Source organism: Leptolyngbya sp. AS-A5, assembly GCF_039962495.1.
In the GTDB taxonomy this organism is placed as follows: Bacteria; Cyanobacteriota; Cyanobacteriia; order Leptolyngbyales; family Leptolyngbyaceae; genus Leptolyngbya.
This window is the reverse complement of record NZ_JAMPLL010000017.1, coordinates 1-26,586: the sequence shown is the minus strand read 5'-3', so window position 1 is coordinate 26,586 and position 26,586 is coordinate 1. Positions and strand designations below refer to the sequence as shown.

The window sequence follows — 26,586 nt, the reverse complement described above, 5'->3', positions numbered from 1 at the left end:
TAGGACATAAACTTCTCAAACAGGATCGCTATAGAAACAAGCCGTTAATCATTACAAAGCTATTCCAAAACGCTGCGAATGTGCGATTCAACAGAATCGGTTTTCTCTAGCATTGATAGATGACCGCAATCGGGAAGCTCTAGAACATTGTCCGCTCCATCGCCAAATAGCGGATGAAAACTAGCTAAATGACGCACATACTTCGGTTCCATGACCGTATCTTTCGACCCAGTAATGAAGTAGAGCGGCTGTGATAACCGCGCCACGACTTGCGGTAAACGATGCACCTCGGCTTCCGTGGTCGAATCCAATAACGTCCCGATCGCAGCTTCTTGATCCGCATTAACAAAATCGATCACTCGTTGCCGACCCCACGAGCGTTCAATCACGCTCGCCACATTCGCCCGCTGAAACACTAAATCCAGGCACGGCACTTGCGCTAACCATTTTGGGCGCAGTTTCACCATCTGCTGACCTGCCGATCGAAACCGCTCAAACGCTTCTTTCAAATAGATGCCACCGCCAGAATTCAGGCAAATCACGCCTCGAACCTGTTCCGGCATTTGGTCGGCTGCCCACAGCGCCACGCAGCCGCCGAGTGAATGCCCAATCAACCAAACTTCAGGAATCTGCAACTGCTTCAACAGCATTCCTAAATCCCTCGCATAAGCAAGCAGACTATACTGCGCGATCGCGTTCTGCGTGGCGACGGCAACTGCCCCACCAGATCGATCGTCCACAGCGGGCAGGCAAGCCGCATCTCGCGGTTGGGACTCACCAAAGCCCCGCAAATCATAAGACAAACACTGATAATCCGATGACAACTGATCGATCAGAGGTTGCCAATAATTGCGGCTCAGCATCCAGCCGTGAATGAATACTAGAACGACAGAGTTTGAGGTGGGAGCCGTCAGCTCGTAGGCGTGTGGAACTCCCGAAATAAGAAGAGTAGGCATAAGTTTCATCCTACCGTAAAGGCTGATCCGGTTGAATGTTTGCTGCAACACGATCCGGGTTTGACCGGATTGAAGTGCTGCAATCGCCTGTCCTACTCATAAATTGGTATAAGCTGGATTTAGCTTCTGTGTGATCTGTTATGGCAAAATCTGACTCCCCCACGCTTCGAGAAATTGCAAGCACATTCCGATTTGCGGGTTGGTTTAGTTTTTGGTTTCAGTTGGTGCTGGCCGTGATTTCAAGTGCGATCTTGCTGTTTGCTGCCGTTTCCACTCGCACTCCAGCCGCCAACAATCCAGGAACCGGGGTTGGGGTCGTGCTGACGATCGGTGGAATCGCGGTCTTAGGCTTCAATATGTTCTGGTCGTTGACGAAATACGTGGTGATCGGACGGCGGCTGAATGGAGCGGCAGCAGCTCGACCGAAAAAAGCGGAGGCGATTCAAACGATTCGGACAGGATTGATTGCAAGTTTAGCGGGAACTCTCTTAGCGCTCTTGGGAGCAGAGGCGATCGTCGGTTTGCTGTTTGGCAAAGCGGTCAATCAGGGGTTTGCAGGTTTTGTCAACGTCGATCCGGCAAAATTCATTCAACCCATTGACATTCTTGTGGTGCAAGCAAGCATCAATGTGATTTTGGCGCAGTTTGTCGCCATTTCGACCTCGCTTTGGCTCTTGAACAAGATGAGCAAGCAGTAACCTAGCGCTCCATCCAGTCAAAAATTTGGTTCAGTTGGTCGATCGAAACGAATCCATAGCGCCACAGCACCATGGGTAACGTTCCGCGTTCTTGTTCACAATGGCGCATCGCCAGTTCGATCGACTCGTCCGGAACGGCTAACTCTTCTTTGAGATAGCGGACTAAGCAGGAGTCGCTTTCTTCCGTCTGTGTCTGCTCGTTGACTTCCGATAATAAAACTGTCATCTAGATAACCTTTGATGAAATTAAGATTCGGGGGTTTATCGTATCACTAAAAATTAGCTCAAGTAATACTCCCAAGCAAAAAATAAAATAAAGCTTGGTTGTATGAATCTTTATAGAACTTAATTACGAAATCGATGTCGATCGAAAGTCGCAATCTGTTCTCTGTCCATTCTCCGAATCGCTCTATTTGGTTTTAATAGAGCCTCTACCCAACGGGCTGGCGGACTGCTGTGATCGTCTTAAGTAGGCGCTCCGGTTCAACCGGCTTAGATAAATGCTGGTGAAATCCAGACTCGATCGCTCGCTTCTGATCGTTGTCACTTGCATAAGAAGTTAGGGCAATTGCTACCACTCTACCCCCTTGCTCAACTGGACGCGATCGAACCTGTTGAATGAATTCGTAGCCGCTCATTTCGGGTAATCCAATATCGCAGACGATCACATCTGGGCAAGAGTTAGACAGCACATTCAGAGCGGCCTTCGCAGAATCAACCGCTGTCACCTTCGAGCCTGCTTGACTCAGAACGAATGCAGTAAACTCGCGAGAGTCACAACTATCGTCAATCACCAAGATATGCAGCCCTGCTAAAGTCGAATTTTCTTCAGAGCGCGATCGTTTTGGAGCTACGTCTGCGGCTGTAGCGCAAAGGGGCAATCTCACCGTGATGGTTGCTCCCTGTCCCTCGCCTGCACTTTCGGCAGTAATAATGCCCCCGTGAAGCTCCACAATTTGACGACTAATTGCCAGCCCTAACCCTAAACCGCCAAATTCACGCGTATTGGTACTATCTTCTTGCCAGAAGCGATCGAACACATGGGGAAGCGCAGCCGCCCCAATCCCCTTACCCGTATCTCGGACGGTAATGGTAGCAAAATCTGAGCGCTGATTCGTCTGACAAGTTAAGCTCACTTCAACTCGACCGCCTTTAGGCGTAAACTTCACTGCATTAGAGAGCAAGTTCCACACCACCTGCTGCAATCGTCCGGCATCTCCTAGAACTTGTCCGATCTCTGCTTCAAGCTGGGTCTCAATCTGAATCTGTTTTGCTTCAGCCGCTAGAGAAATGGTACTAATCGCTGCAAGCACCACCGTCTTTAGATCGGTTGCAGCAGCATTGAGGGTTAACTTTCCGCCCATAATGCGAGAAATGTCCAGCAGGTCTTCGATTAACTGCGCTTGTAGCTTGGCATTGCGCTCGATCGTGTCAAGCGCGATCGCGGCTTTCTCTGGTTTTAGCTGTTGTCGCTGTAAAAGTTTTGTCCAACCCAAAATCGGATTGAGCGGGGTTCTGAGTTCGTGGGACAGAACCGCAAGAAACTCATCTTTGACGCGATTGGCAGACTCTGCTTGTTCTCGCGCTTGCTGTTCTCGCTGCAGCAGCAATTCTCGTTCTTCCTGAATGCGCTGGCGCTCAATAATTTCTTGCTGAAGCTGTTGGTTAATTGCAGTCAGTTCAGCAGTACGCTGTGCCACTAATTCTTCAAGTTGGTCTTGATAGCGCTTTAGTTCAAGTTCAGCCTGACGGCGTTCTCCAATTTGAACTTGGAGTGCCTGGTTGGTGAGAGCAAGTTGGGTTGGGCTGGGCAATGCCAACGCTTTGGGAACCAGCGGATAAAGTTCTACAGCAGTCAGGACTGAAACGATCGCAGTCACCGCTTTTAAGCCGCCTGAAATCCAGTAGTCCGGGTGCCACAACGTCCAAATGTCGAGCAAATGACCTGTTCCGCAGGCAATAATAAAAGTTCCAAATAGCAGAAAAATCCACCCAAACGGTAGATCGCGACGCTGCCGCACAAAGAAAACCAGGGTAATCGGAATTGAGTAGTATGACAGTGCAATTAGCGCATCGCCTGTGATATGAAGCCACACCAGCCCAGTTTGCCAGAGATAGCAGTGTCCGTGAGGAATAAAGGAGCTTGAATCAAGCAAACGATCCCAAAATGCTGTCATGGTGCTGCGTACAGAAGAAAATGAGGAAGCGTCGCAATCGGGACGGTTAAATCTGAGGGTGTGATCACCGATCGCAACTCAATAATTTCCTTCATCTTAGAAGGTTTTCCAGAAGGCAGTTTATTTTTGGATTTAATTTAATTAAATCAGAGGCACCAATTTTACTACTAGTCAGAAGGGAGATCTTTGCCAAAGTATGAGGTAATTTGCCTTGTCGCAAGTTTATCTGTGCGCCAGAATGAGGCAGACAAGACTAGGTAGAATCCCAGCGCGTGGTCAAGATGCGAAAGTTTAAGCGGTTAAAGGTTGCGCTTTGTGCGATCGGGGGATGGATGTCGCTCTCTGTTGTGAGTCGTCCGGTCTGGGGGGCTGAGCGTGTCTTCTTGACGTATGGAATCTTGGAGCGATCGATTTCAGTTTCGTCGCTTGAAGCTTATGCCCGCACGGGTACATTGGACAGCGATCTTTATGTCTATTCGCAGTATGTCACGCCTGAACAACTGCAAACACTCCGAAAAGCATTACTGACACGGGCAGATTTGACTCCGATCGCGGTGTCGCAGTTTCTCTACACGCAGCAAGGGGAGATTCTATTACGGCGCTTAGGGCAGATTATCCAGCCAGACTCTCGCGATACTGGTTTTTTTGCAATTCGGGCTGCCTTAATTCTGGCATCGGCAGATCCAGAGGGATTAACCGCGCTGAATGTGCTGCGTAAATTTCCAACGCGCGGACTGCGAGTTGATTTACAGCGCAGTTTAGACATTGCGGGAGAGTTGGGAAATTTGATTAATCAAACGAACCGGGCAACGCAGACAATTGCCCAACTCTCTAATACAGAAGCTACACCGTTACCAGGGGGCGCGATTCCCGATTTGTCAGTTCGAGGCGCTTATGGATTTCAAAAGGAAGCGCTGAGATTGGTCGATCGATCGCGGGGATTTGTGCAGGCTTTAGGGCGAGAGCGGGTGTTTCCGGTTGATGTTTACTTGCCCGTTGCCCGTCGGCAGCCGTTGAGCGCCTCAATTCCGGTGGTGGTCATTTCACACGGACTTGGCTCCGATCGGGGCACGTTTCGCTATCTTGCAGAGCATTTGGCTTCACATGGATTTGCCGTGGCAGTGCCCGAACATCCGGGAAGTAATGCCAAACAGCTTCAAGCGCTGGTTGGTGGAACGGTCAATGAAGTGACGAGTCCGAGTGAGTTTATTGATCGACCGCTAGATATCAAATATCTGTTAGATGAGCTAGAGCGCAGAGCCAACACCGATTCGCGCTATCAGCGCTTAAATATCAAGCAGGTCGGTCTGTTGGGGCAGTCTTTTGGGGGGTACACGGTCATGGCGCTCGCGGGTGCGCCGATTAATTTTCAGCAACTCCAGCGATCGTGTCAGCCCGCCGAAATCGATCGAACGCTGAATTTGTCGCTGTTGCTGCAATGCCGCGCTGGAGCACTGCCGCCGATCTCTTATAACTTGAGCGATTCACGGGTGAAAGCGATTATTGCGATTAACCCGATTGCGAGCAGCGTCTTTGGACAAGCGGCGATCGCGCAGATCGAAACGCCAACGATGATCATTACGGGCAATGCCGATACGGTTGCGCCTGCTTTGCCGGAGCAGATCCAGCCGTTTACCTGGCTGAAAGCGCCAGAGCGATATTTAGCCCTGATCGATCGCGGAACGCATTTTTCTGCCCTACAAGAAGGCGATGCTCAGGGGGTTCCTTTGCCACCAGAGGTGATTGGTGAAGCTCCAAACGTTGCCCGTCGCTATGTGAATGCTCTAGGTTTGGCGTTTTTTCAGACTTATCTTGCGAATCGATCGGACTATCGCCCTTACCTTTCGGCGGCTTATGCCCGTACCTTGTCTCAAGATCCGCTACGGTTAAATCTGGTACAGTCATTGACTGTGGCGCAGTTAAACGGAGAATAATCGCGTGGATGGGTTTCTAAACCTGAATAAACCGTTTGGGTTAACTTCGCATGATTGTGTCGCGAAGGTTCGCCGAATTTATGGGCTGAAAAAAGTGGGTCACGCGGGGACGCTTGATCCGGCAGCGACAGGGATTTTGCCGATCGCGTTGGGTCGCGCTACTCGCCTGCTGCAATATCTCCGCCAGGATAAGGCGTATCATGCGACGATTCGATTTGGCGTAACGACGGCAACAGATGATCTTGAAGGTGAGATCCTGACTCAGCAGGCAGTTTCGCACCTGAGCTTAGAACAGATTCAGGAAAAATTGCCCTTGTTTCAGGGGGTGATTCAGCAGATTCCGCCGAACTACAGTGCGATTCAAGTTCAAGGGAAGCGGCTGTATGATCTAGCGCGATCGGGGCAAGCGATCGAGGTTCCTGCCCGTACCGTTGAGATTTACGATCTGAAGATTTTGGATTTTAGAGCGGGTGATTTTCCCGAACTTGATTTAGCAATCGCTTGTGGCAGCGGAACTTATATCCGCTCGATCGCTCGTGATTTGGGAGAGCAACTAGGAACAGGGGCAACGTTAGCAAAGCTGCTGAGAACCGAAAGCAGCGGCTTTGAGTTGAAGGACAGCGCTACGATCGAGGAGCTGCCTGGTCCTCTGATTGAGCCAGAAGCAGTGCTGCTCCATTTACCAGAAGTTGTGTTGGAGAGTGCGATCGCGAAACGTTGGTGTCAGGGACAAAAGATTGCACTGGAACTTGAGCGATCGGGAATTGTAAGGGTCAAGCGCGAACACTCCGTGGAGCGAAGCTTGCGATTCTTGGGGATTGGGGAGATTCGAGTGGATGGGGTATTAGTTCCGCAAATGGTTTATGAGCCTATTTGATGCGAGGAGCGGGAGACACGATGAATCGCGCCTTTACGTAAGATCTGTAACGAGGATTTGGAGATCTAGTATTAGCCCCCACTCCTTTTAGCACTCACCACTCAAACAGGATCGAGATCGGCCCCTTGCACCTTGAACATTCCCACCGAAGCCTGTAGCTGCTCTGCCACATCCACAGTTTGCCGCAGCGCTCTCGACACTCGCACCGACGAATCAGAAGTTTGCGTTGAGACTTCCGCTACACCTTTGATTAGGCCGGTCAAAGACTGAAACGATTGAGTTTGAGAAACCGTTGCTTGCGCGATCGAGTTCGTCAAGCCATCCATCTGCTCAGAAACCTGCACGACATGAATCAGACTTTGCTTGGCGTTGCGGGCTGAGTGGGCACTTTCGACCACTTGGGTCGCGCCCCGATTCATCGCTTCAACAACCTCGGTGACTTGTTCCTGAATCGTTTGGATCAGCGCGGCAATTTCGCGGGTTGCCGTGGTCGATCGAGACGCAAGCTCCCCGATCTCAGTCGCGACAATGCCAAAGCCACGTCCATGCTCTCCAGCGCGAGTAGCTTCAATACTGGCGTTAATGGCAAGCAGATCGGTTTGCGTTGCAAGATCGCTGATCAGCGAAACCACCCGCCCGATTTGCTGAGAAGCATCTCCTAAGAGCTTAACTTTGCGGGTTGCATCTTCGACCGTGGCTCTGAGATTGTAAATACTGGTCACGGTCGAATCCATCACGGTTTCTCCAGATTTTGCGGCATTCGCAGCATTCTGAGCGACGATCGCCGCTTGTTGTGCTCGATCGGCAACAGCTTGCAGCGCTAACGTCATCTGCTCTACTGAATTAAGGGTGCGGGTCGTCTCCTGGGCTTGTTGACGCGCCTGAGTTGCTAAGTGCTGGACTTCCTCCTCGTTTTGGTTGAGCAAATCGTTGACTTGAGCAGAAGTCTGTTTCACTTTCAGAACCAGATCGCGCAGATTTTCAACCACGGCGTTGAAGAAATCAGCAACGGTTCCGAGATCATTCGCGGTGACATTAGCGCGAACGGTGAGATCTCCGGCAGACACCGTTTGAATTTCGCCCAAAAGTTGAATGATTTGCTGCTGAAGCGAAGTCTTACGATCTTCGGCGGTTTGCACAGCGGATTGGTGTTCCTGTAACAGTTTCACTTGGTCTAGGGCAAAGCCAATCTGAGTCGCAAGCTGCACGAAGAAATTGATTTCGGAGACTTGCCAATCGCGCTCCTGTTGACAACTTTGAGCACAGACGAGTCCAATAATTTGATTCTCTTGTTTGAGCGGAACCGCAATTTCAGCTTTGATGTTTAGTTGGGCAAGCTGTTGACGATAGCGATCGTCCATCTCTTTCGCTGCGTTTTTGACGACCCAAACCGACTGGGTGCTGTATTGCTCAAACCGATCTAAACCTAATGGAGATGCGATCGTTTTATGAATCAAGCTAAGATTCTCAGCTTTGATTGATTCTGCAATCACCGTTCCATTGACTACGCAGGATTCTAATTCATAAACCAGGATGCGATCGAGGTTGAGAAACGATCGAGCTTCGTCGATCGCGGTTTGAAGAATTTGGCTCGGATCAAGCGATCGACGCATTCGTACCGTAATTTCGCTCAGCACCCGTGCTTCTTGCATTTGCTGTTCTTGGCGCGACACTTCATTTGCCAAAGAAACTTCAGAAGCACTAATGCTGTCTGCCATGTGATTAAACGCGATCGCCAATTGTCCCACTTCATCTTTAGCAAACACTTCAGCCCGGACAGATCGATCGCCATTGGCAAATGCTTCGGTCGTCTGCTGCAACTCCTGAATCGGTTTGAGAACGATGCGACGAAAAATAATTGTCCAAATGACGATCACTCCGATTGCTAGCGCCAACACGATCGCCTCTTGCTGCACACTCATTAGCAGCAATTGATTCAGGGCAGTTTCAGGGGTGCCGCGCACCAGGATGGCACTGGGAGTGTCTCCCATTTCTGCAACGGCTCCATCTGGTGTTTCGATAATGCGATTCGGGAGTGCTTTAGCAGCAACGGTGTAAGTCTGGCCGTTGACAGGAATTCGCTGAGTGGCAGTCTCGCCTTTGGCAGCGATCGCCGATCTGAGAATTGCTAGGTCAGACAAAGCCGCATCAATTTGAGGTTGATTCGAGTCGCTGTCTTGGTTCAGCCCAGTGGCTAAGCCAAATTCACCATTCTCGCGTCGAAAATAAACGGCACTATAGCCACTACCAAAGGCTTTTAGGGTATTTTCGACGATCGGGAGTTTGTGGTTGACGATATCGCCAAAAACGAGAACGCCGATGATATTGTTTGGGGTTTCGGAGTCGCGAATGGGGGTAACGACGTAGCGAATGAGAGCATCTTGGTTAGTGAAGCGATCGGGTAGCGGCGGTGCTTCTTTGCGGAGTTCGTCCCAGCTAACGGTGCTACTCGCTTTGATTTGTTGCCCATCTCGGAGAGCTTGCTGAATCAGCGGCACCAATTCAGGCGTTGTCACCGTTTCTTTGGCTCGTTTGTTATTTGCATTCGCAATGATGCGTAAATCCTTGCCGATGAGGGTTGCATATTCCATGCGGCGTGCTTTCACTTCGTTTTGCAAAATCTGTTGGAGTTGATTTTGCAGATCGGTTGAGAGATTTTCGTTGCGCTGATGATTTTTTGTCGCGGTAATGATCGCAGGATTATCCGATTGTCCCCGCGATCCGAATCCCATCTGATTGATTTTGATGTTGTAGTTCGTCTCCGTCACCGCAACTTCGGATTTTGCTTGGGCAAGCAGTTGGGTGCGTAAACTATTTGCAAGCACGATCGAGAAACCAATGCCTAATCCGACGATCGGAATCAGTTCACACACCAGTAGCGCAAGCAGTTGTTTTCGCTCGATCGGTAAATGACGAAACCAATTTGACCAAAACGGACGAGTGGGGCGAGAAGAACGGTCTAACATAAGGGCTACACAAAAATAAACATCGCTGCTTTGAGCGAAAGAAATATTGCGAGAATTTAGGGATTAGGTTGATGCTCAGGTTGGATTGTTGCCTCTCGTCTCCCCGTGATAGAAGACTTCAAGCTGGATTCAACCCTCCAACACTGATATCGAACATACATTAATTAAACGACGGCGATCGAGTTCACCATTTTTTCGAGCGTTTTGAGTAGAACCTGCTCGTTATAGGGTTTTGAGAAATAAGCGGATGCGCCTAAGTTTTCAGCCAGCTTACGATGTTTTTCGCCACTCCGGGAAGTCAACATCATCACAGGCACCTGAGCAAATTGCGTATCCGATCGCATCTTTGCCAAAAATCCGTATCCATCTAGCCTTGGCATTTCGATATCACAGATCACAGCTTGTACAGCTAAACCCGATTCAAGCCGCTCGATCGCGTCCTGCCCGTCTTTTGCCTGCTCGACGCGATAGCCCGATCGCTCTAGCGTCAGCGCCAAAAATCGCCGCACGTTGATCGAATCATCGACGACTAGCACGGTTGGAACCAAGCTTCCAGGAAGTTCGGGGCGCTGAGATAGGCTGGCTTTGAGTTGGGCGCGGAAATTGAGGTCGAGTTCTGGTTCGGTTTCGGAGCGCTCACAGCTTGTGATCCAGCGCAGCAGTTCCGGCGCATTCACCAAAGGCACAACGCGACCATCCCCCAGAATCGTACAGCCGCTAAATCCACTCGGTAACGGCAAATTGCCTTCGACTTTACGAATCGTCGCTTCTTGTTCACCCCAGCAGCGATCGATATAGACTCCAAACCATTGCGGGTTTTGGTCGAGCATCAGCACGCTGGGAGTAGCGATCGTGGGCGGAGTCTCAAAGCCGTGAGGAATTTTGGGACAATTAAAGCGCATCCATTTTTGCAGGCGCACCAGTTGTACCATGCGATTTTGCCAGTTTAGGAGTTCGCTACCCGGAGCTTGAATAATTTGATCCGGCTGCAGCAGCACTAATTCTGAAACCACGTCGGTAGGAAACGCGAGTAGCATTCCCGCACTCTCAACCAGCAACACTTTAACCGTCGACAGAGTGAATGGAACCGACAAGGTAAACGTTGTCCCCAGTCCCGCTTTGGTATTGACGCTGATTTCACCCCGGATTTGTTTAAGATTATTGCGAACCACATCCATTCCGACCCCGCGACCAGAAAGGGCAGTGACTTGGCTGCTTGTACTAAATCCCGGCTCGAAAATCAGCGACAGTAATTCCTCATCTCGCGCTGCATCAAGCAGCACCGGATCAAGTCCCATTTGTTCCGCTCGATCGCGAATTTTCTGAATGGGAATGCCTTCACCGTCATCCCGAACCGTGATAATCGTGCGATTGCCTTCGTTGAATGCCCGAATTTCGATCACTCCTTCTGGCGATTTGTTTTTCGATTCTCGAACGCTGGGAGCTTCGATTCCATGATCAAACGCATTGCGTAACAGGTGCATTAATGGATCATTGAGCGTTTCGAGAATGTTGCGATCGATCAGCGTACTGCCACCCGCCATGTCAAATCGCACGGGCTTGCCGTACTGCAATGACCATTCGCGTAAAGCTCTCGGAAAGCGATCCAAAATATCCGAGATCGGGCGCATTCTAAGCTGAGACAGTCCGCTTTGCATTTGTTTCGCGGTTTTATTCAGGTTCCGCGAGGACTGTTCGGTATCGTCTAAGCTCAGATCAATATCTTCGCTGACTTCCTGAAGCTGCACGATCGTTTCCATCACCTGCTGCGACAGTAAGTGCAGATCGCCATAGCGATCGAGTTCTAGCGCATCAAATTCCGGGCGACGATTTTCGCCCAGCGTTCGTACTCCCGCTAAATTCACGCGATCGTAAGCCAATCTCAATTTCGCATTCGCTTGATCGAGCGTTTGCACCCGTTCGTGCAGCGTTCTGGCGAGCGATCGTAATCGCTTTAGATAGAGATCTAACCCGTTGCGATCGACGGTTAATTCACCAAACAAATCGTTGAGCTGATTTAGTTGCCGCACCGGAACGCGCACCGTCGCATCTTGATCTTCAGCAACCGTTACAGGTTCGGGTTCCGCTTCCAGCACTTTGAAATCGGTCACTTGCGGTTGGGCAGGAGTCGTTGCTTGCGCTGCGCTGCGCGATCGTGCAGGAGCCGGAATCGGTTGAAAGTCGGGATACGCCGCATCATCAAAGCTATCGGCGGCAAGCGCTTCGGTAAACCAATCGCTCGGCTCGACGACCTCGATCGCGGGTGCGGCAAAATCAACCCTTTCCGCACCCGCGATCGAGGTGGGAATCTGGTCGTATTGTCCGGCGATCGCAAACGTCTGCGCGATTCGCCAAGCCTTTAAAGCAGATTGAGCAGTTTCGACGGTCTCTCCTTGCTCAATCTGGTGAGACACCGATTGGCAAAGCTGAATAAAATTCGTCAGTTGCAGCATCTCACCGAGTCCGCCCAACTCTTGCGCTAGAATCGCAACTTCCTCGCGCAAGCAAGGCTGATCTGGCGCGGCTAGCACCGACTCTAATCGCTGCAAACAGCCTTCCACTTCTGTTTCAAACAACAGCGGCACAATGTCTTGACCGTCTTCCGGCGACAGCACCGAAGCGGCGTTTTCCTCCTGCGGATCGCCTAATTCCGAATGCAGCGCATCAAACACGGGATACGCCTCAACTGCTAGCCAGTTTGCGTCCACACAAGAAGCCTGATGGCGCTGCATCGAGTCGCGATCGAACTCCACGACCTGTCGCAGACAGCTTACCGCCGCTAACAGCAGATTTTCGAGTCGGGGAGTCAGGGAGATTGATTTATCAATCTTCAGCACTTTCCAGGAGTCTTCGAGCCGATGGGCAAGTTCACTCAGAACCTGAAATCCCATCATTCCTGCGCCTCCTTTAATCGAGTGCGCGGCTCTTAACGCTGCATTCGCTTGGGTCGCATCAACCGGATGGTTAGCTAACCCCAAAATCGTGGCATCAAGCGTATCAAGATACTCTTGCGCTTCATCGAGAAACTGACGGCGAATCTCAAGCTCTCTATCTTGCTTCATCGTTTAGCTCACCTTAAACGCGCCCACTGATTCCTGTAGCTCTTTTGCTACCCCAACCGTCTGCCGCAGCGATCGCGAAACTTCCAGTGAAGCCGAAGAAGTGCGACCCGCGACTTCTACGATTTCCTGCATCAGTTGCGTTACCGCATCCGAGGTTTCTACCTGTGTCACCGTCGATTCTGAAATCGCTTGCACCAAGTCATCGATGCGCCGCGACACCGAGAGAATCTTTTCTAAGCTCTGTTTAGCATTATCAACGAGTCGCGTTCCCTCCACAACCTGCGAGGTTCCCTGCTCCATTGCTTCGACAACTTCAGACGTTTCGCGCTGAATCGTAGCGACAATTTGCTCGATTTCTCGCGTTGCCGCAGCCGATCGTGCGGCTAATTCTCCGACTTCTTCTGCCACGACCGCAAATCCTTGCGATCCTTCATCGGCTCTTGCCGCTTCGATTCCGGCGTTAATCGCCAGAAAATTCGTTTGCATGGCAATTTGATTAATCAGCGATACCACTTTAGAAATTTGCTGCGACGATTCGCCCAGACGTTTCACTTTCTTCGCGGTTTCACCGATCGTGTCGCGCAGTCCCAGAATGTTCTGCACGGTTAATTCCATCGCAATTCCGCCTGCTTCTGCGGTCGAAGAGGCTTCCCGCGCCACATTCGCCGCTTGCTGAGCGCTATGCGACACTTTTTGAATCGATCGCACCATATTTTCCACCGAAGCTAACGTTCGGTTCGTTTCCTCAGCTTGCTGCACCGCTTCTGCGGACAGTTGCCGTACCGCTTGCTCATCAGCGTTGAGGGCATCGTTCACTTGAACGGCTGCCGATTTCACTTGTGTCACAATCTGGCGCAGACTTTCGACGATCGAGTTAAAAAAGTCCGCCACGGTGCCGATTTCGCCTGCGGTCACGTCGGCTCGAACGGTTAAGTCTCCCTCGACGGCTCCTTCAACTTCGCTCAGCAAATCGATCAGCTGCATTTGCAGTTCTTCTTTCTGCTGTCGGCGCTCTTCAGATAATTGCTCTGCGGCTTTTCTGGCGGCTTCAGTTTGCTCCAGCAAGAACGCTTGGTCAAGGGCATAGCCGATTTGCGCTGCCAGCTGCCCAAAGAAATCAATCTCTTCCGCTTTCCACTGACGCGGATTGGCGCACTGATGGGCACAGATGAGTCCGATTAATTCTTTGTTTTGCAGAATTGGCGCAACAATATTTGCCTGAACTTCTAGCCGCTCCAGAATTTCACAGTGACATTGGGTGAGATTTGCTTGGCGCAGGTTTTCCATCGACCACACCCGCCCACCCCGGTAGCGATCGACAAGCGAAGCTTCCATCGGGTCGTTGACAATTTTTCCAAGCGCCTTCGTCCAACCCGGCGCAACCGATTCAGCCGTAATCGTCCCGCTGAGATAATCCGGTGCAAAGCGGTAAATCACCACGCGATCGACTTTCATAAAGTCGAGAACTTCATCGACGCCGGCAGCAAAAATATCTTCAGGCGAGAGCGATCGACGAATTCGCAAAATAATCTGATTTAACAACCGTGCCCGTTCAGCGCTTTCGGTTTGCTGATCGACAAAGCTTTGCAGTTGTCCCGCCATCAGATTGATGTTGCGCTGCAACACGCCGACTTCGTCTTCACTGCTGACCGTGACTCGTGTATCAAGCTTGCCGTCCCCTAGCGCTTTAACTGCACTTGTAGCCGCCAAAATTGGGCGAGTTGCGCGATCAGCGAGCCATTTCGCCAGCAATCCCGTCGCGACAACTGCTGCTCCAGTTCCCAGCAAAAATGTCCAAAAGAGCTGGCGCTGAGGTTGGTATGCAACCTCGGTTGGCACAGAAAGAATCACGTCCCAGCCTAAATCGGGCAGGCGATCGCGCCCCGTCCAAGGCACAAAGCTAGCAAGAACAGGCTTTGTCTGATTGGCAACCGTTTCGTTAATTTCGCGGGAATTAATTGATCGGCGTGACTGCATTTGTGAAAGCCGCGAATAAACCGAAGCAGCATTTTGACCGATTTGCGCTTCTTTCGAGGATAGAAAGATTTGATTGCTGGCATCTAACAAGCTAAAGTCAGTGCCGATTCGATTGTAGTTTTGCAGTTCCAATGCCAGGTTTCTAATCGGCAGGACGGCACGAATAATCCCCGTGCGCCTATCTGTGCCGCTTTCCTGCACCGGAGCAGTCACATACACGAAATAAGCACCCGTCTTGTCTGCCCGCACTGGACGACTAATCAAGACGCGATTCGACTGTAGGGCGGCGCGGAAATAGTCCTGCTCACCCTGCCATGGAATTGCGGTGCGATCGCTTTGCAGCACTGCATTTCCGTTCAAATCAAACAGCGCCACTCCTTCATACACGCCCTTCTCCTGAACAAAGCGTTCAAACACAAGCCGCTTGTCGTCTTGAGACACCAAATCTCGTACTGATGGCACCGTTAAAGACGGCAAACTGGAGAGCGTTTGTAGATCTGAGGTTCGCTCTGTCATAAAGCTTGTCACCCGCTGGCTGAGCGTCGTCGCCAACGTTTCTTCCGTGGCGATCACCTGCCTTGTCACCGAAGCATTGGCAAACGAATAGGCGATCGCGCCAATCGCTAGGACGGGTAGGGTACCGATCGCGATGGCGATCGTCGTCGCTTTGGTTTTCAGGCTTAATCGTCTTAGAGCTGCGATGCTGGACGGTTTAGAGGAGGTTACAGAGCTTGAGGGTAGACCGGGCTTAGAGGAAACCTCGATTACACTCGGATCAAATCCGCGATCGACGGGCTGATCCCGTTGGGCTGCGTTCAGTTGATCAACCATAGGTAGGAGTTCTCAAACGGGTAATAGAGTAGATGAGATGCACAAATCGCCTGATGAGTCAGATGCAAAATCGAACACAAAGCAAACCTTAAAAATCAAGAATGCTGAAGCAGCGGAGCTTGCAAGATCGCTTCACCGTCCAGCATGAATACTATTTCTTGAGACTGTAAAAGGCAGCCGCGAGAGTAAGGAATGAGTCCCTTGCTCACATGACTCGGAACGGGTTGTAAAGCTTCTGGAAGCGTCCAAGCAATCCCATCCACTCGTTTGATTGCCGCAGCAATAGAAATCGAACCCGTTCGCAAAATCACAATATCGTACTGCTGCGGACTGTAATCGAGCCTGCCCACTTCCAACAGCATCGCTAGATCAATAACCCATAAGACGCGGCTCCGACGGTGCATCAGTCCTAAAATCTCCGGCTCCATAGTGGGAACCGGAGTGAGGTAGCGGGGCTGTAGCACCACGACTTCCTGAACCTGCTTCATCGGCAGTCCGACGATCGTGCCTTGTCCGACTTCAAACTTGAGATAACTTTCTCCGAGATTAGGAGGTGCAATTTCCCCCTTTCGAGTTGTTGTTAAGGTCAGTACTGAGTTATCCACGGGTTATCCTCCGACCGATCGCACAGCACGAATTAGTTGCTCTCGTGTAAAAGGCTTGGTGATATAGACATCTGCGCCCTGTCGCATTCCCCAGAGGCGATCGATCTCCTGCCCTTTAGACGTACAGATAATAATCGGCACGCTTTGAGTTTCGGGGTTTTTCTTCAGGCTGCGACACAGTTCAAAGCCGCTCATTCCCGGCATGACCACATCGGTAATAATCACATCGGGCTTAATCTCGATCGCCTTGTTCAAAGCATCCTTGGCAGAAACAACTCCAACAACGCTGTATCCACCTTCACGGAGGTAGTGGCTGAGTAGCTCCATTTCCGAGAGTGTATCTTCAACGACTAGAACTGTTCCCATTAAAGTTAAGCTCATAACGTTTCATTGCGGTAAAAAGGGTAAACAATGCGCTAATTGAGATATCGAAACACCATTTTGACGAGTTCCGATTGCGTAAACGGTTTTGTCAAATAACCCGATGCACCCACGATTTTGGCTTTAGCCCGATCGATGAAACCTGTGTGACCCGTCACCATAATGATGGGGGTTTGCTTAAAGCTCGGATGGCGACGCAGCAGCGAACAGAGTTCGTATCCATCCAGATTTGGCATTCCGACATCCAGCAAAATCATGTCCGGCTTGCTGCGAACCACCTGCATCAGCGCTTTGACCGGATCGTTGATCATAATCACCGCGACGCTAGAATCATTGAGAAAGGTACTAATCGCTTGTAGCACTGTGGGACTGTCATCAATACAAGCGATCGTGTAACGGGCGGTTTGGCGGGCGGTAATGGGGGTCGGCGATACTGGAATTCTAGTTGGAGCTGGCTCGGTTGGAGAGGTGAAGCTCAAGGGTCGCGGCGGTGTCGTTGGGACACTCGAAGCTGGAGCCTGTACATCAGCGCTTGTTGCCCTAGAAGTTGGAACTTGCCGCAGTTCAGAATGACAGCGCTCTACGATCGAGCGTAAGTCCAATTGACAAAGATTTGGATAGTCTAAAAAGCTAGCTTTTGCAATCACCTCATAGATCCCTTCTGTGACGGTGAGAAAGGGTTTCAGCACCTCGATCGCGATAGTTTCAACCAATTCGCGCACTTGCGATCGCTCAATTAACTGCTGATCAATCAGCCATTGAATCGCTTGATAATCAGCACTATTTGCAGGGTAGCTTCCGGTCTCACTCTCAAACTGTCGTAATTGCGACCGATCTAATAGCTTCAGTGCGGGAGTGCGATCGCTCATCTGAACGAGGATGCGATCGAGGCGATCGAAGGGCTGGATTGAATTCGTGGCAAAAGCAAGCCTGCCCTCATCGAGATACAGTAACCAGGAGGTTGATTCGCTCATGATTTGCAAGCACCCATCGACTCGACGGCTGATTAATTGTGCCAACAACGACAGCGGCTGAAGGCGTTGAAACGGTTTGTGACTCACCATAACTAATCATTACTCGGCGAAGGTTTCGAGAGATGAAGTGCGCTTCTACATAAGCTTCTACATAAATTGTGGACAGCTAATTGTGAACAGCTTTGCTGTGCCGAAAGCAACGCATTTTTCATCGACAGAGTTATCTCGTAATCAGCGGAAAAGCTGATAGTATCTTGCTTATTAGAAAGCCTATCAGCACTAGGACTACCAGCACTAGGAATAGTCGTGCTATCTTAACCGAAACTTGATGAAAGAACAGAAATTTCCTCATATTTAGATTTGGTCTCTAAACACAAAAACCCGGACTATCTATCAGAGATAGCCGGCAATCTGATATGAATTTCAAGCCCTTTCTTCGGCAAGAATGAGAGAAGTCCGTTCAATCCTATTCTTGTTGACTTGATTAAACAAAAGCCTCAGAAAATATTAGCCTCCTGATTACGACAGCAAATTAATTTGTTAGCCCTGTAAGTACATGGGGTGCTTGTTCTGTGACTTGCAATATCTCTAGAACTGCAAATTAAAATTCTAGGTATTTCGAGTCACCAATAGGGTACTGGTAACTTTCCGAAATGGCAAGTAACATTCAGAACCAAGTTATACTGAATGTAAATTGAGATACTAATATTCGTGTTTTTCGTTTTACTCAAAAAAGCTTAAACCACCAAAGGTTATTAGGGGTTACAGCCACATTGAGGGAGCTAAGCAAGATATTTGTTTTCTAGGGATAATTATAAAACAAAATCCAAGCTTTTAACATACTGAAATAGAGCTGATGAGCGAATAGATAGAGAGTACTGCAAAATTCATGCATCAAATTCATGTGTTATTTGAGACTCAGTAGCCTACGTCAAATGAATTAAATACGAAATCTCAACAAGAGCAGCTCAACGTTCATTATTCCTACTCATCTATCTGTATATAAAATTACTCAGTATGATCGCAGTTTTGTATCAAACTACGTAGAAACATTAACTATTACTGCAATCTGATCTAGGGGATTCGCGTTTCTGGTAGAAATTCACTATTCAAAATATTGTGTTGCAAAGCGAAGGAGGAGCTCAATTGTTTACTTCTACACTGCTGGCTGTTGTGCCAAGAACGTTGGAATGGACTCCGAATGTTGCGGCAGTCATGATCGTTTGTAATATTTTGGCGATCGCGATTGCGAAATTTACGATGAAAAACCCAAGTGCGCCGCCTGCGATGCCATCCTCAAACTTTTTCGGCGGGTTTGGGTTGCCTGCGGTGATTGGCAGCACTTGCTTTGGTCATATTTTGGGTGCGGGTGTCATCCTCGGCTTATCAAATATGGGCGTTTTATAAACCTAGAGTCCTGATTGTTGCTCAAAGATGTGTAGCCAGAGAGAACTTTCTCTCTGGCTTTCTTGTAGGATTTCGATAGCTTTCATAAGAATTTTCTCTGATTTATACCAGTCTCCAGAAACCCTGCTACATACAGTTCTTGCTCGCATCGCTCCGTTTTCTTGCTGCAATTCAGGATTCAACTAGAATGATAGAGTTCTGTCAATTCAGGGATTTCAGGACTTTAGTTGCCTATGAAAGTTCTTGTTTTAAATGCTGGATCAAGCAGTCAGAAAAGCTGTCTCTACGATCTCAATGGCTCCTTGCCGATCGACCCGCCTGATCCACTCTGGGAAGCTCAGATTGATTGGACAGTACAACCAGGAAAAGCAGTCCTCAAAGTTAAAGCTAATGAAACAAGGCTGGAATCTGCAATTGAGTCCACCGATCGCGCTACAGACACTCTACAAATGCTGAAAACGCTTTCTGAGGGTAAAACCAAAGTGATTCAGCAAACTGGCGATGTTGATATTGTCGGACATCGCATTGTTCACGGTGGGCAGCATTACCGTCAGAGTGTCCGGATTGACCAGACTGTGAAAGCTACGATCGCTGATCTGGTTCGATTTGCCCCGTTACACAATCCCGCAAATCTTCAAGGCATCGAAGCGATCGAGCAGAGTTTGGGAGGTGTTCCTCAAGTTGCGGTATTTGATACTGCATTTCACGCAACTTTGCCCCCTGCTGCCAGTATCTACCCAATTCCTTACGAGTGGTATGAAAAGGGCGTACAGCGCTATGGTTTCCACGGTATCAGCCATCAATATTGTGCAAATCGTGCGGCTCAGTTATTGGGACGTGAGCTAATTGACCTAAAGTTAGTCACTTGTCATTTGGGCAATGGTTGCTCCTTGGCGGCAGTTCAAGATGGGCAGAGCATTGATACAACAATGGGATTCACACCGCTTGAAGGCTTAATGATGGGCAGCCGATCGGGGTCAGTTGATCCGGGCGTGGTGCTTTATCTCATGCGGGAAGGAAACTATACGATCGACGAAATCGAGCAAATTCTCAATAAGCAATCAGGCTTACTTGGTATTTCAGGAATTTCGAGTGATTTGCGTCAAGTCATGGGTTCACAAACAGAACGATCGACTAAAGCAATTGACACTTATATTCACAGATTGCGCTCAGAAATGGGGGCGATGATTGCTGGTTTAGGCGGACTTGACGCGATCGTTTTTACTGCAGGAGTCGGAGAAAATTCGGCATTAATTCGATCGCGTACCTGTGAAGCATTTCGCTGGCTAGGGGTCGAGATCGATTCAGAAAAAAATCAGTCCTCGCCGATCGATCAAGATATTAGTGCGCGATCGTCAAAAGTGAGAATTTTGGTTATTCACACGCAGGAAGATTGGACGATCGCGCAGGAATGTTGGAAATTAAGTCATTCACGATCGAGTTAAGCTTTTTTGCCGAACTTTGACTTCAAATCATTGAGCGAGGCTGGTTTCTGAGAGGTTTGCTTTTGCTCTGATCGCTTCGATGTCTCTTGGTTCTTTACATCTTGATTCTTCGTAAAAACAGGCTTGCGTTCTCCAGATTTCATCGAAAGACTAATTCGCTTGAGCGCTTCATTTACTTCTAGGACGTGAACTTTTACAACTTGTCCCACTTTTACAATCTGATTTGGATCGCTGACAAATCGATCGCTCATTTGCGAAACATGAATCAGTCCATCCTGATGCACTCCAATATCCACAAATGCACCGAAATTTGCCACGTTTGTAATAATTCCCTCAAGCTCCATTCCTACTTTGAGATCAGAAATCTCTTTGATCCCCTCCCTGAAGGTTGCATATTTAAATTCAGCGCGTGGATCACGTCCTGGCTTCTCCAATTCACTGATGATGTCTCGTAGCGTTGGCTCTCCGATCGTCTCTGTCACATAGTTTTTCAGATTTGCTTTGAGTTGCGCTGCAATTTGAGCAGTTTCCGAGAGTGAAATATTTGAGTTTTTAGCGATCGCCTCCAAAATTCCATAACGCTCTGGATGCACTGCTGTATTATCTAGCGGATTTTTCCCACCCCGAATTCTTAAAAAACCTGCTGCTTGCTCAAATGTTTTTGCACCGAGTTTTGGCACTTTAAGCAGAGATTTACGATCGGGAAACGCTCCGTTTTCATTGCGATAGGCAACAATATTATTCGCCACAGTTGCACTTACGCCCGATACAGACATCAGCAATTCTTTCGACGCAGTATTAAGGTCAACTCCGACATAATTGACACAGCTTTCAACAGTTTCATCAAGCTTTTTCTTTAAAAGCTTCTGATCAACATCGTGCTGGTACTGCCCAACCCCGATTGATTTTGGATCAATTTTCACCAACTCCGCAAGTGGATCTTGTAAGCGTCGTCCGATACTGATTGCTCCTCGAACCGTAATATCTAGGTCTGGAAATTCTGCGATCGCAACCGGACTTGCTGAATAGATTGAAGCCCCTGATTCGTTCACAATAACCTTGATTGGTTTACGATCGATCTCTGCTAAAACTTCCCCAACAAATTCATCAGTTTCACGGCTAGCAGTTCCGTTTCCGATCGCAATTAATTCGATTTTGTATTTGTCAATTAATTGCTTTAGTGTAACTGCAGCTTGTTTTCGCTTTTCTGCTCCGGTATGTGGAAAAATTGCTTCATACTTCAAAAATTTTCCAGTTTGGTCTAGCACCGAAACTTTACAGCCTGTCCGAAATCCTGGGTCGATCGCTAGTGTCGGCTTCATTCCTGCGGGAGCCGAAAGCAATAATTCTCTCAAATTCGTTTCAAACGTTTTGATTGATTCGATATCTGCTTCTTGTTTTTTCTGCGATCGTACCTCTGAAATAATCGACGTTCGCATTAATCGATTAAACGCATCTTTCAGCATTGATCGATAAAACTCTCGTACAGCTTTTACTTTCGTTCGAACAACTTGCGTTTCTAAATATTGCTGTACCGCGTCTTCATCAAACGTAAGCTCAAAACTTAAAATCCCTTCTGATTCTCCCCGATGTAAAGCAAGAAGATTATGGGGTGCGATCGTTTTCACTTTTGCCTCGTAACTTCGGTACATTTCAAACTTAGTAGTACCTTCGGCGTAGTCAGATTTAATACGTGATGCAAACACACCTGTATTGAATAAAAACTCTCGTAAATACGATCGTAGTTCTGCCTTCTCTGAAACTTCCTCCGCCAAAATATCCGAAGCTCCTTGTAGTGCCTCTTCAATCGTTTTGACGCTTTTCTCTTCAGATAAATACTTCCTTGCTTCATCTTCTAAAGAAGCCACTCCTGCATGCGGCTGATTCAGAGAAGCAATATATCCTGCTAACTTGTCTAAACCTTTTTCTTTAGCGATCGTCGCCCTCGTTCGGCGCTTCGGACGATACGGCAAATACAAATCTTCTAGCTCATTTTTCTGCAAACAAGCCTCAATTTTGCCTCTCAATTCCTCAGTTAGTTTGCCCTGAGTCTCGATCGATTCCAAAACGCTTTTCTTGCGCTCCTCCAACTCCGTGAGATAGGTAAATCGATCGAGCAAATCCCGCAATTTCACCTCATCCATCTCACCTGTTCGCTCTTTGCGATACCGTGCAATAAACGGAACCGTTGCCCCTTCTGCAAATAATTCCAGCGCATTTGCAACCTGAGACGATCGTAATGAAAGCTCTTGCGCCAAAAGTTGAGGAATGTTGATCATGAGGAAAAATTCGGAACTCAGTGTTCGCCAAAATTCTGCTGAGTTCCGAGTGTAACTTAGAATCGTTGAGGTGTCACAGTTCCCGGCGTAGATGACCCTGGGGTTGTCGTCGGGGGTGTTGGGGTTGTTTGACCCGGAGAAACAGGCGGGGTCGGAGAAGTGGAACCTGAAGGCGGCGTGGTGACAGGCGGCGTCGTTGTCGAACCGGGCAGCACCGTTGGAACCACATCACGAGATCGATCGGTCGCATCGATACAAGTTGCGATCGACTGATCCGTTGCCAGCTTCAACTCTCGGCTTAAGTCTACAACGCATCTAGAAAAACGTTCCGGCAGCAAACTCCGACGACAGCCGCTCAAAACGTTGACTAGCGAAGTTTGAGGCGCTCTCTGGCGGATATCCACCACACAAGTCGAAGCCTCCACAGGACGGCGTACCTGCCGACATACCGAAAGCGCATCCTCCCCAGCAATGTTGTTTCTGGTAATGCGATCGACACAAATTCCCAAATCTCTGGGACGCTGTGCCTTCGCGCAAGCATCCGCCGCAGTTGCTGCTGAAATCTTGCCTCGCACCAAATCCCGCGCACAAGTATCGTAATCTGCCTCATCCACACCCGGACGAATCAGCAAATCATCTAGCACCCCTGCTTTAGCAGGCATCGCCAATGCAATTAAACTCATCCCCACGATGGATGCAGTTATACTTCGCATTCCTCTTGATTGCATTAAATTCCGCATCAACATCAATAAAATCCTCGCCCCACGGGTGCAAACTTCAGAAAGATTGTGGCACATCCTTCCGTAGAACCGACACGAAGATTAAAGACGCATAACCCGCATCACCACAGCATAAAGTGTTTCTAATGAACGCGATCGCGCCTAAACTTTTATCACAAGAAAAGTTGCGATTTGCATACGAATACTCCGAATCGTTACCCCCGATGAACTAGAGTGATAAGAGTAGATCCGTCTACTGCTCACATCACATCATCCGAAGGATACCCCGGTATGCATTTGAGTGAATTAACACACCCAAACCAGTTGCATGGATTATCGATTTTTCAGCTTCAGCAAATCGCGCGTCAAATCCGCGAAAAGCACCTGCAAACTGTGGCAGCGATTGGGGGACACCTTGGTCCTGGATTGGGTGTCGTTGAATTAACCCTCGCCCTCTATCAAACCCTGGATCTCGATCGCGACAAAGTGATCTGGGATGTCGGACACCAAGCATACCCCCACAAGCTAATCACTGGGCGCTATGCTGATTTCCACACGCTTCGACAGAAAGACGGCGTTGCGGGCTACCTGAAACGCTGCGAAAGCAAGTTCGATCATTTCGGTGCAGGTCACGCCTCAACCAGCATCTCTGCCGCGCTTGGCATGGCACTAGCACGCGATGCTCAAGGCGAAAACTTCAAAGTTGCCGCTGTTATTGGCGATGGCGCACTCACAGGCGGCATGGCACTCGAAGCAATCAACCATGCTGGACACCTACCGAAAACGAATCTTCTTGTCGTTCTCAACGACAACGAGATGTCAATTTCTCCCAACGTCGGTGCGATTCCTCGTTATCTGAACAAGATGCGCCTGAGTCCGCCCGTTCAATTTCTCACAGACAACTTGGAAGAACAGATGAAAAACATGCCGTTCTCTCCAGAACTGTCCCGCCTCAAAGAAGGAATGAAGCGGCTTGCTGTGCCGAAGGTTGGAGCCGTTTTTGAAGAATTGGGCTTTACCTACATGGGTCCAGTTGATGGACACAATCTTGAGGAGCTGATTGCGACTTTCAAAGAAGCGCATAAACATCCCGGACCAGTCCTTGTTCATGTCGCAACGGTGAAAGGAAAAGGCTATGCGATCGCCGAACAGGATCAAGTCGGCTATCATGCCCAAACTCCATTCAACCTCGCCACCGGAAAAGCTATCCCCTCCTCGAAGCCCAAGCCCCCAAGCTACTCCAAAGTATTTGGAGAAACCCTGAGCAAATTAGCGGAGAATAACCCGCGCATCATCGGTATTACCGCAGCAATGGCAACTGGAACCGGACTTGATATTTTCCAGAAGCGAGTTCCGCAACAATACATGGATGTCGGCATTGCAGAACAACACGCAGTGACTCTGGCAGCAGGATTAGCTTGCGAAGGAATGCGTCCTGTCGCAACCATCTACTCCACCTTCCTCCAACGCGCCTACGATCAAATCGTTCACGATGTCTGTATCCAAAATCTCCCTGTATTCTTCTGCATGGATCGCGCTGGCATCGTCGGCTCAGACGGTCCCACCCACCAGGGAATGTACGACATCGCGTACTTACGATCGATCCCCAACATAGTGCTAATGGCTCCCAAGGACGAAGCTGAACTACAACGAATGCTCGTCACTGGCATCAATCACACTTCAAGCCCGATCGCCATGCGGTATCCTCGCGGCAATGGTTATGGTGTGCCCTTGATGGAGGAAGGTTGGGAAGAACTACCGATCGGCAAAGGCGAGATTCTCCGTCAAGGCGACGATCTCTTGATGATTGGTTACGGCTCGATGGTTTATCCTGCAATGCAAACTGCTGAGATTCTCAGCGAACATGGAATTGAAGCCACCGTAATCAACGCACGATTCGCAAAACCGCTTGATGAAGAGCTAATTCTCCCCTTAGCCCAGAAAATCGGTCGAGTGGTCACACTTGAAGAAGGTTGTCTACCTGGTGGATTTGGAAGCGCGATCGTTGAATCATTAATGGATGCCGGAGTGGTTGTCCCAGTCACTCGCATCGGTGTTCCTGATATTCTGGTCGATCACGCAACCCCTAACGAATCGAAGGCGGAATTAGGACTGACCCCCCCGCAAATGGCAGATCGAATTCTGAAGACGGTTGTGAAAGAAGGGAGTGCGATCGCAGCCCTTTAAGGTAATTGTTTGAGGTTCTGGCAATCATCAGAACCTCAAACCCAATCTCCTCAAAATCGATCACAAAATCTAGGGTAGGTTGAGCAGCGCTTGATCTACCCTTTCAGTTTGATGTACACAACTTTGGCAAGTGGATTCTGTTTACCAGGAATCTCTTGCACCTCGAATAAACCGACATCTCCAACTAGCAAACGAAGCTTTTTGTATCCGTAGTTCCTCGAATCAAAAGACGGTGAGATTTTATTAATTTGTGAGCCGAATGCTCCTAACTCCGCTGATCCATCTTCTCCCGCTGTCGCTTCATAAGCTCGTTTCAGTAACTCAATTAATTCCTTACTGACTGGTTCTTTTGCTGAAGGCTCATCCCTTACTGGGGTTAACTCTCGATCGATCTGCTTCGCCTCAGAACCGACATTAATATCCTCTGCTCCAAAAATCTCAGTGTAGGTGAACTTATCGCACGCTTTCTGAAACGATATGGGCGTTTGCTTTCGCCCAAATCCGTAGACAAACAATCCAGCCTCTCTTAGCCTACAGGCAAGCCGAGTGAAATCGCTGTCACTTGACACCAAGCAGAATCCATCAAAACTGCCCGTATACAGCAAATCCATTGCATCAATAATCAAGGCGCTATCCGTCGCATTCTTTCCAGGCACATAGCTATACTGCTGAATTGGCTGAATAGCATATGTATGAAGCTTTCCCTTCCAGCCACTTAACTGATTATTCGTCCAGTCGCCATAAATTCGCTTGACGTTAGCAGTCCCATATTTAGCTACTTCTTCCAATAACGGCTCGATGAGATTCGCGCTTGCGTTGTCCGCATCGATTAAAACGGCTAGTCGATCGTCTCTCAGTTTTCGCTCTCCCACAGATCTGCCTCCGCGTCGATTAGAAGCAAGAATTCCCACAAATCAAGTTCAAGCGATCGTGCTTTAAAGAATTCAGAGCTTCAAACCCAGCCATAGCAATACTCAGGAGCGATTCCCGAAACTTTTTTTCAAAACGCTATTGACACCCTCCTTCTCTTCCGGCTATATTGATTAAGCGGTGAGGGAAGCCGAGCGAAAGCGACGCACTTCATCAGTGCCTGAACCTATACAACAGAATA

Annotated in this window: 18 protein-coding genes; 6 read left to right on the top strand and 12 right to left on the bottom strand. The window is 49.1% G+C overall.

Annotated elements, in window-relative coordinates:
• Nucleotides 1-59 precede the first annotated feature (59 nt).
• Nucleotides 60-956 carry an alpha/beta hydrolase gene (locus NC980_RS17745; protein WP_190376783.1) on the bottom strand — a complete coding sequence of 299 codons (897 nt, stop codon included), beginning with the start codon at nt 954-956 and terminating at the stop codon, nt 60-62.
• A 140-nt stretch (nt 957-1,096) separates the two neighbouring features.
• Between NC980_RS17745 and NC980_RS17740 the strand changes: the two genes are divergently transcribed.
• Nucleotides 1,097-1,654 carry a DUF3611 family protein gene (locus NC980_RS17740; RefSeq protein WP_190376782.1) on the top strand — a complete coding sequence of 186 codons (558 nt, stop codon included), beginning with the start codon at nt 1,097-1,099 and terminating at the stop codon, nt 1,652-1,654.
• Between the two features lies 1 nt (nt 1,655).
• Here NC980_RS17740 and NC980_RS17735 read toward each other — a convergent pair whose 3' ends face one another.
• A complete protein-coding gene (locus tag NC980_RS17735) occupies nt 1,656-1,880 on the bottom strand; it encodes a DUF2949 domain-containing protein (protein ID WP_190376781.1) in 225 nt (74 codons plus the stop codon).
• A gap of 205 nt (nt 1,881-2,085) precedes the next feature.
• The gene (locus tag NC980_RS17730) at nt 2,086-3,831 is read right to left on the bottom strand and encodes an ATP-binding protein (RefSeq protein WP_190376780.1); all 1,746 of its coding nucleotides are present in this window, start codon (nt 3,829-3,831) and stop codon (nt 2,086-2,088) included.
• A 281-nt stretch (nt 3,832-4,112) separates the two neighbouring features.
• On the opposite strand from NC980_RS17730, the gene NC980_RS17725 reads away from it, so the two are divergent.
• Both NC980_RS17725 and truB read left to right on the top strand, forming a co-directional pair.
• Complete coding sequence (locus tag NC980_RS17725) at nt 4,113-5,765, top strand: alpha/beta hydrolase (protein ID WP_190376779.1); 1,653 nt, start codon at nt 4,113-4,115, stop codon at nt 5,763-5,765.
• A gap of 4 nt (nt 5,766-5,769) precedes the next feature.
• Nucleotides 5,770-6,642 (top strand): tRNA pseudouridine(55) synthase TruB, encoded by an 873-nt coding sequence (gene truB / locus NC980_RS17720; protein ID WP_190376778.1) that lies wholly within the window; start codon nt 5,770-5,772, stop codon nt 6,640-6,642.
• A 101-nt stretch (nt 6,643-6,743) separates the two neighbouring features.
• On the opposite strand, the gene NC980_RS17715 is transcribed toward truB, so the two are convergent.
• The 6 genes from NC980_RS17715 to NC980_RS17690 form a co-directional block, all read right to left on the bottom strand.
• A complete protein-coding gene (locus NC980_RS17715) occupies nt 6,744-9,608 on the bottom strand; it encodes a methyl-accepting chemotaxis protein (RefSeq protein WP_190376777.1) in 2,865 nt (954 codons plus the stop codon).
• Nucleotides 9,609-9,772: 164 nt separating this feature from the next.
• The gene (locus NC980_RS17710) at nt 9,773-12,670 is read right to left on the bottom strand and encodes a hybrid sensor histidine kinase/response regulator (protein WP_190376776.1); all 2,898 of its coding nucleotides are present in this window, start codon (nt 12,668-12,670) and stop codon (nt 9,773-9,775) included.
• Between the two features lie 3 nt (nt 12,671-12,673).
• Entirely contained in the window at nt 12,674-15,478 is a 2,805-nt protein-coding gene (locus tag NC980_RS17705) for a methyl-accepting chemotaxis protein (RefSeq protein ID WP_190376775.1), read from the bottom strand.
• Nucleotides 15,479-15,573: 95 nt separating this feature from the next.
• A complete protein-coding gene (locus NC980_RS17700; protein ID WP_190376774.1) occupies nt 15,574-16,083 on the bottom strand; it encodes a chemotaxis protein CheW in 510 nt (169 codons plus the stop codon).
• Nucleotides 16,084-16,086: 3 nt separating this feature from the next.
• Entirely contained in the window at nt 16,087-16,464 is a 378-nt protein-coding gene (locus NC980_RS17695) for a response regulator (protein WP_190376773.1), read from the bottom strand.
• Nucleotides 16,465-16,499: 35 nt separating this feature from the next.
• Nucleotides 16,500-17,528: a response regulator gene (locus NC980_RS17690; protein ID WP_190376772.1), complete on the bottom strand. Its 1,029-nt coding sequence runs from the start codon at nt 17,526-17,528 to the stop codon at nt 16,500-16,502.
• A gap of 1,056 nt (nt 17,529-18,584) precedes the next feature.
• Between NC980_RS17690 and psaK the strand changes: the two genes are divergently transcribed.
• Nucleotides 18,585-18,845: a photosystem I reaction center subunit PsaK gene (gene psaK, locus NC980_RS17685; RefSeq protein ID WP_190376771.1), complete on the top strand. Its 261-nt coding sequence runs from the start codon at nt 18,585-18,587 to the stop codon at nt 18,843-18,845.
• A 233-nt stretch (nt 18,846-19,078) separates the two neighbouring features.
• A complete protein-coding gene (locus NC980_RS17680) occupies nt 19,079-20,290 on the top strand; it encodes an acetate kinase (RefSeq protein ID WP_190376770.1) in 1,212 nt (403 codons plus the stop codon).
• Here NC980_RS17680 and NC980_RS17675 read toward each other — a convergent pair.
• Nucleotides 20,287-22,569, bottom strand: coding sequence for a Tex family protein (locus tag NC980_RS17675; protein ID WP_190376769.1), 2,283 nt, complete (start codon nt 22,567-22,569; stop codon nt 20,287-20,289). The genes NC980_RS17680 and NC980_RS17675 overlap by 4 nt on opposite strands.
• A 56-nt stretch (nt 22,570-22,625) precedes the next feature.
• Entirely contained in the window at nt 22,626-23,282 is a 657-nt protein-coding gene (locus NC980_RS17670; RefSeq protein WP_190376768.1) for a hypothetical protein, read from the bottom strand.
• A gap of 297 nt (nt 23,283-23,579) precedes the next feature.
• On the opposite strand from NC980_RS17670, the gene dxs reads away from it, so the two are divergent.
• Entirely contained in the window at nt 23,580-25,475 is a 1,896-nt protein-coding gene (gene dxs, locus NC980_RS17665; RefSeq protein ID WP_190376767.1) for a 1-deoxy-D-xylulose-5-phosphate synthase, read from the top strand.
• Nucleotides 25,476-25,570: 95 nt separating this feature from the next.
• On the opposite strand, the gene NC980_RS17660 is transcribed toward dxs, so the two are convergent.
• Nucleotides 25,571-26,347: an NYN domain-containing protein gene (locus tag NC980_RS17660; protein ID WP_190376766.1), complete on the bottom strand. Its 777-nt coding sequence runs from the start codon at nt 26,345-26,347 to the stop codon at nt 25,571-25,573.
• Between the last annotated feature and the right edge of the window lie 239 nt (nt 26,348-26,586).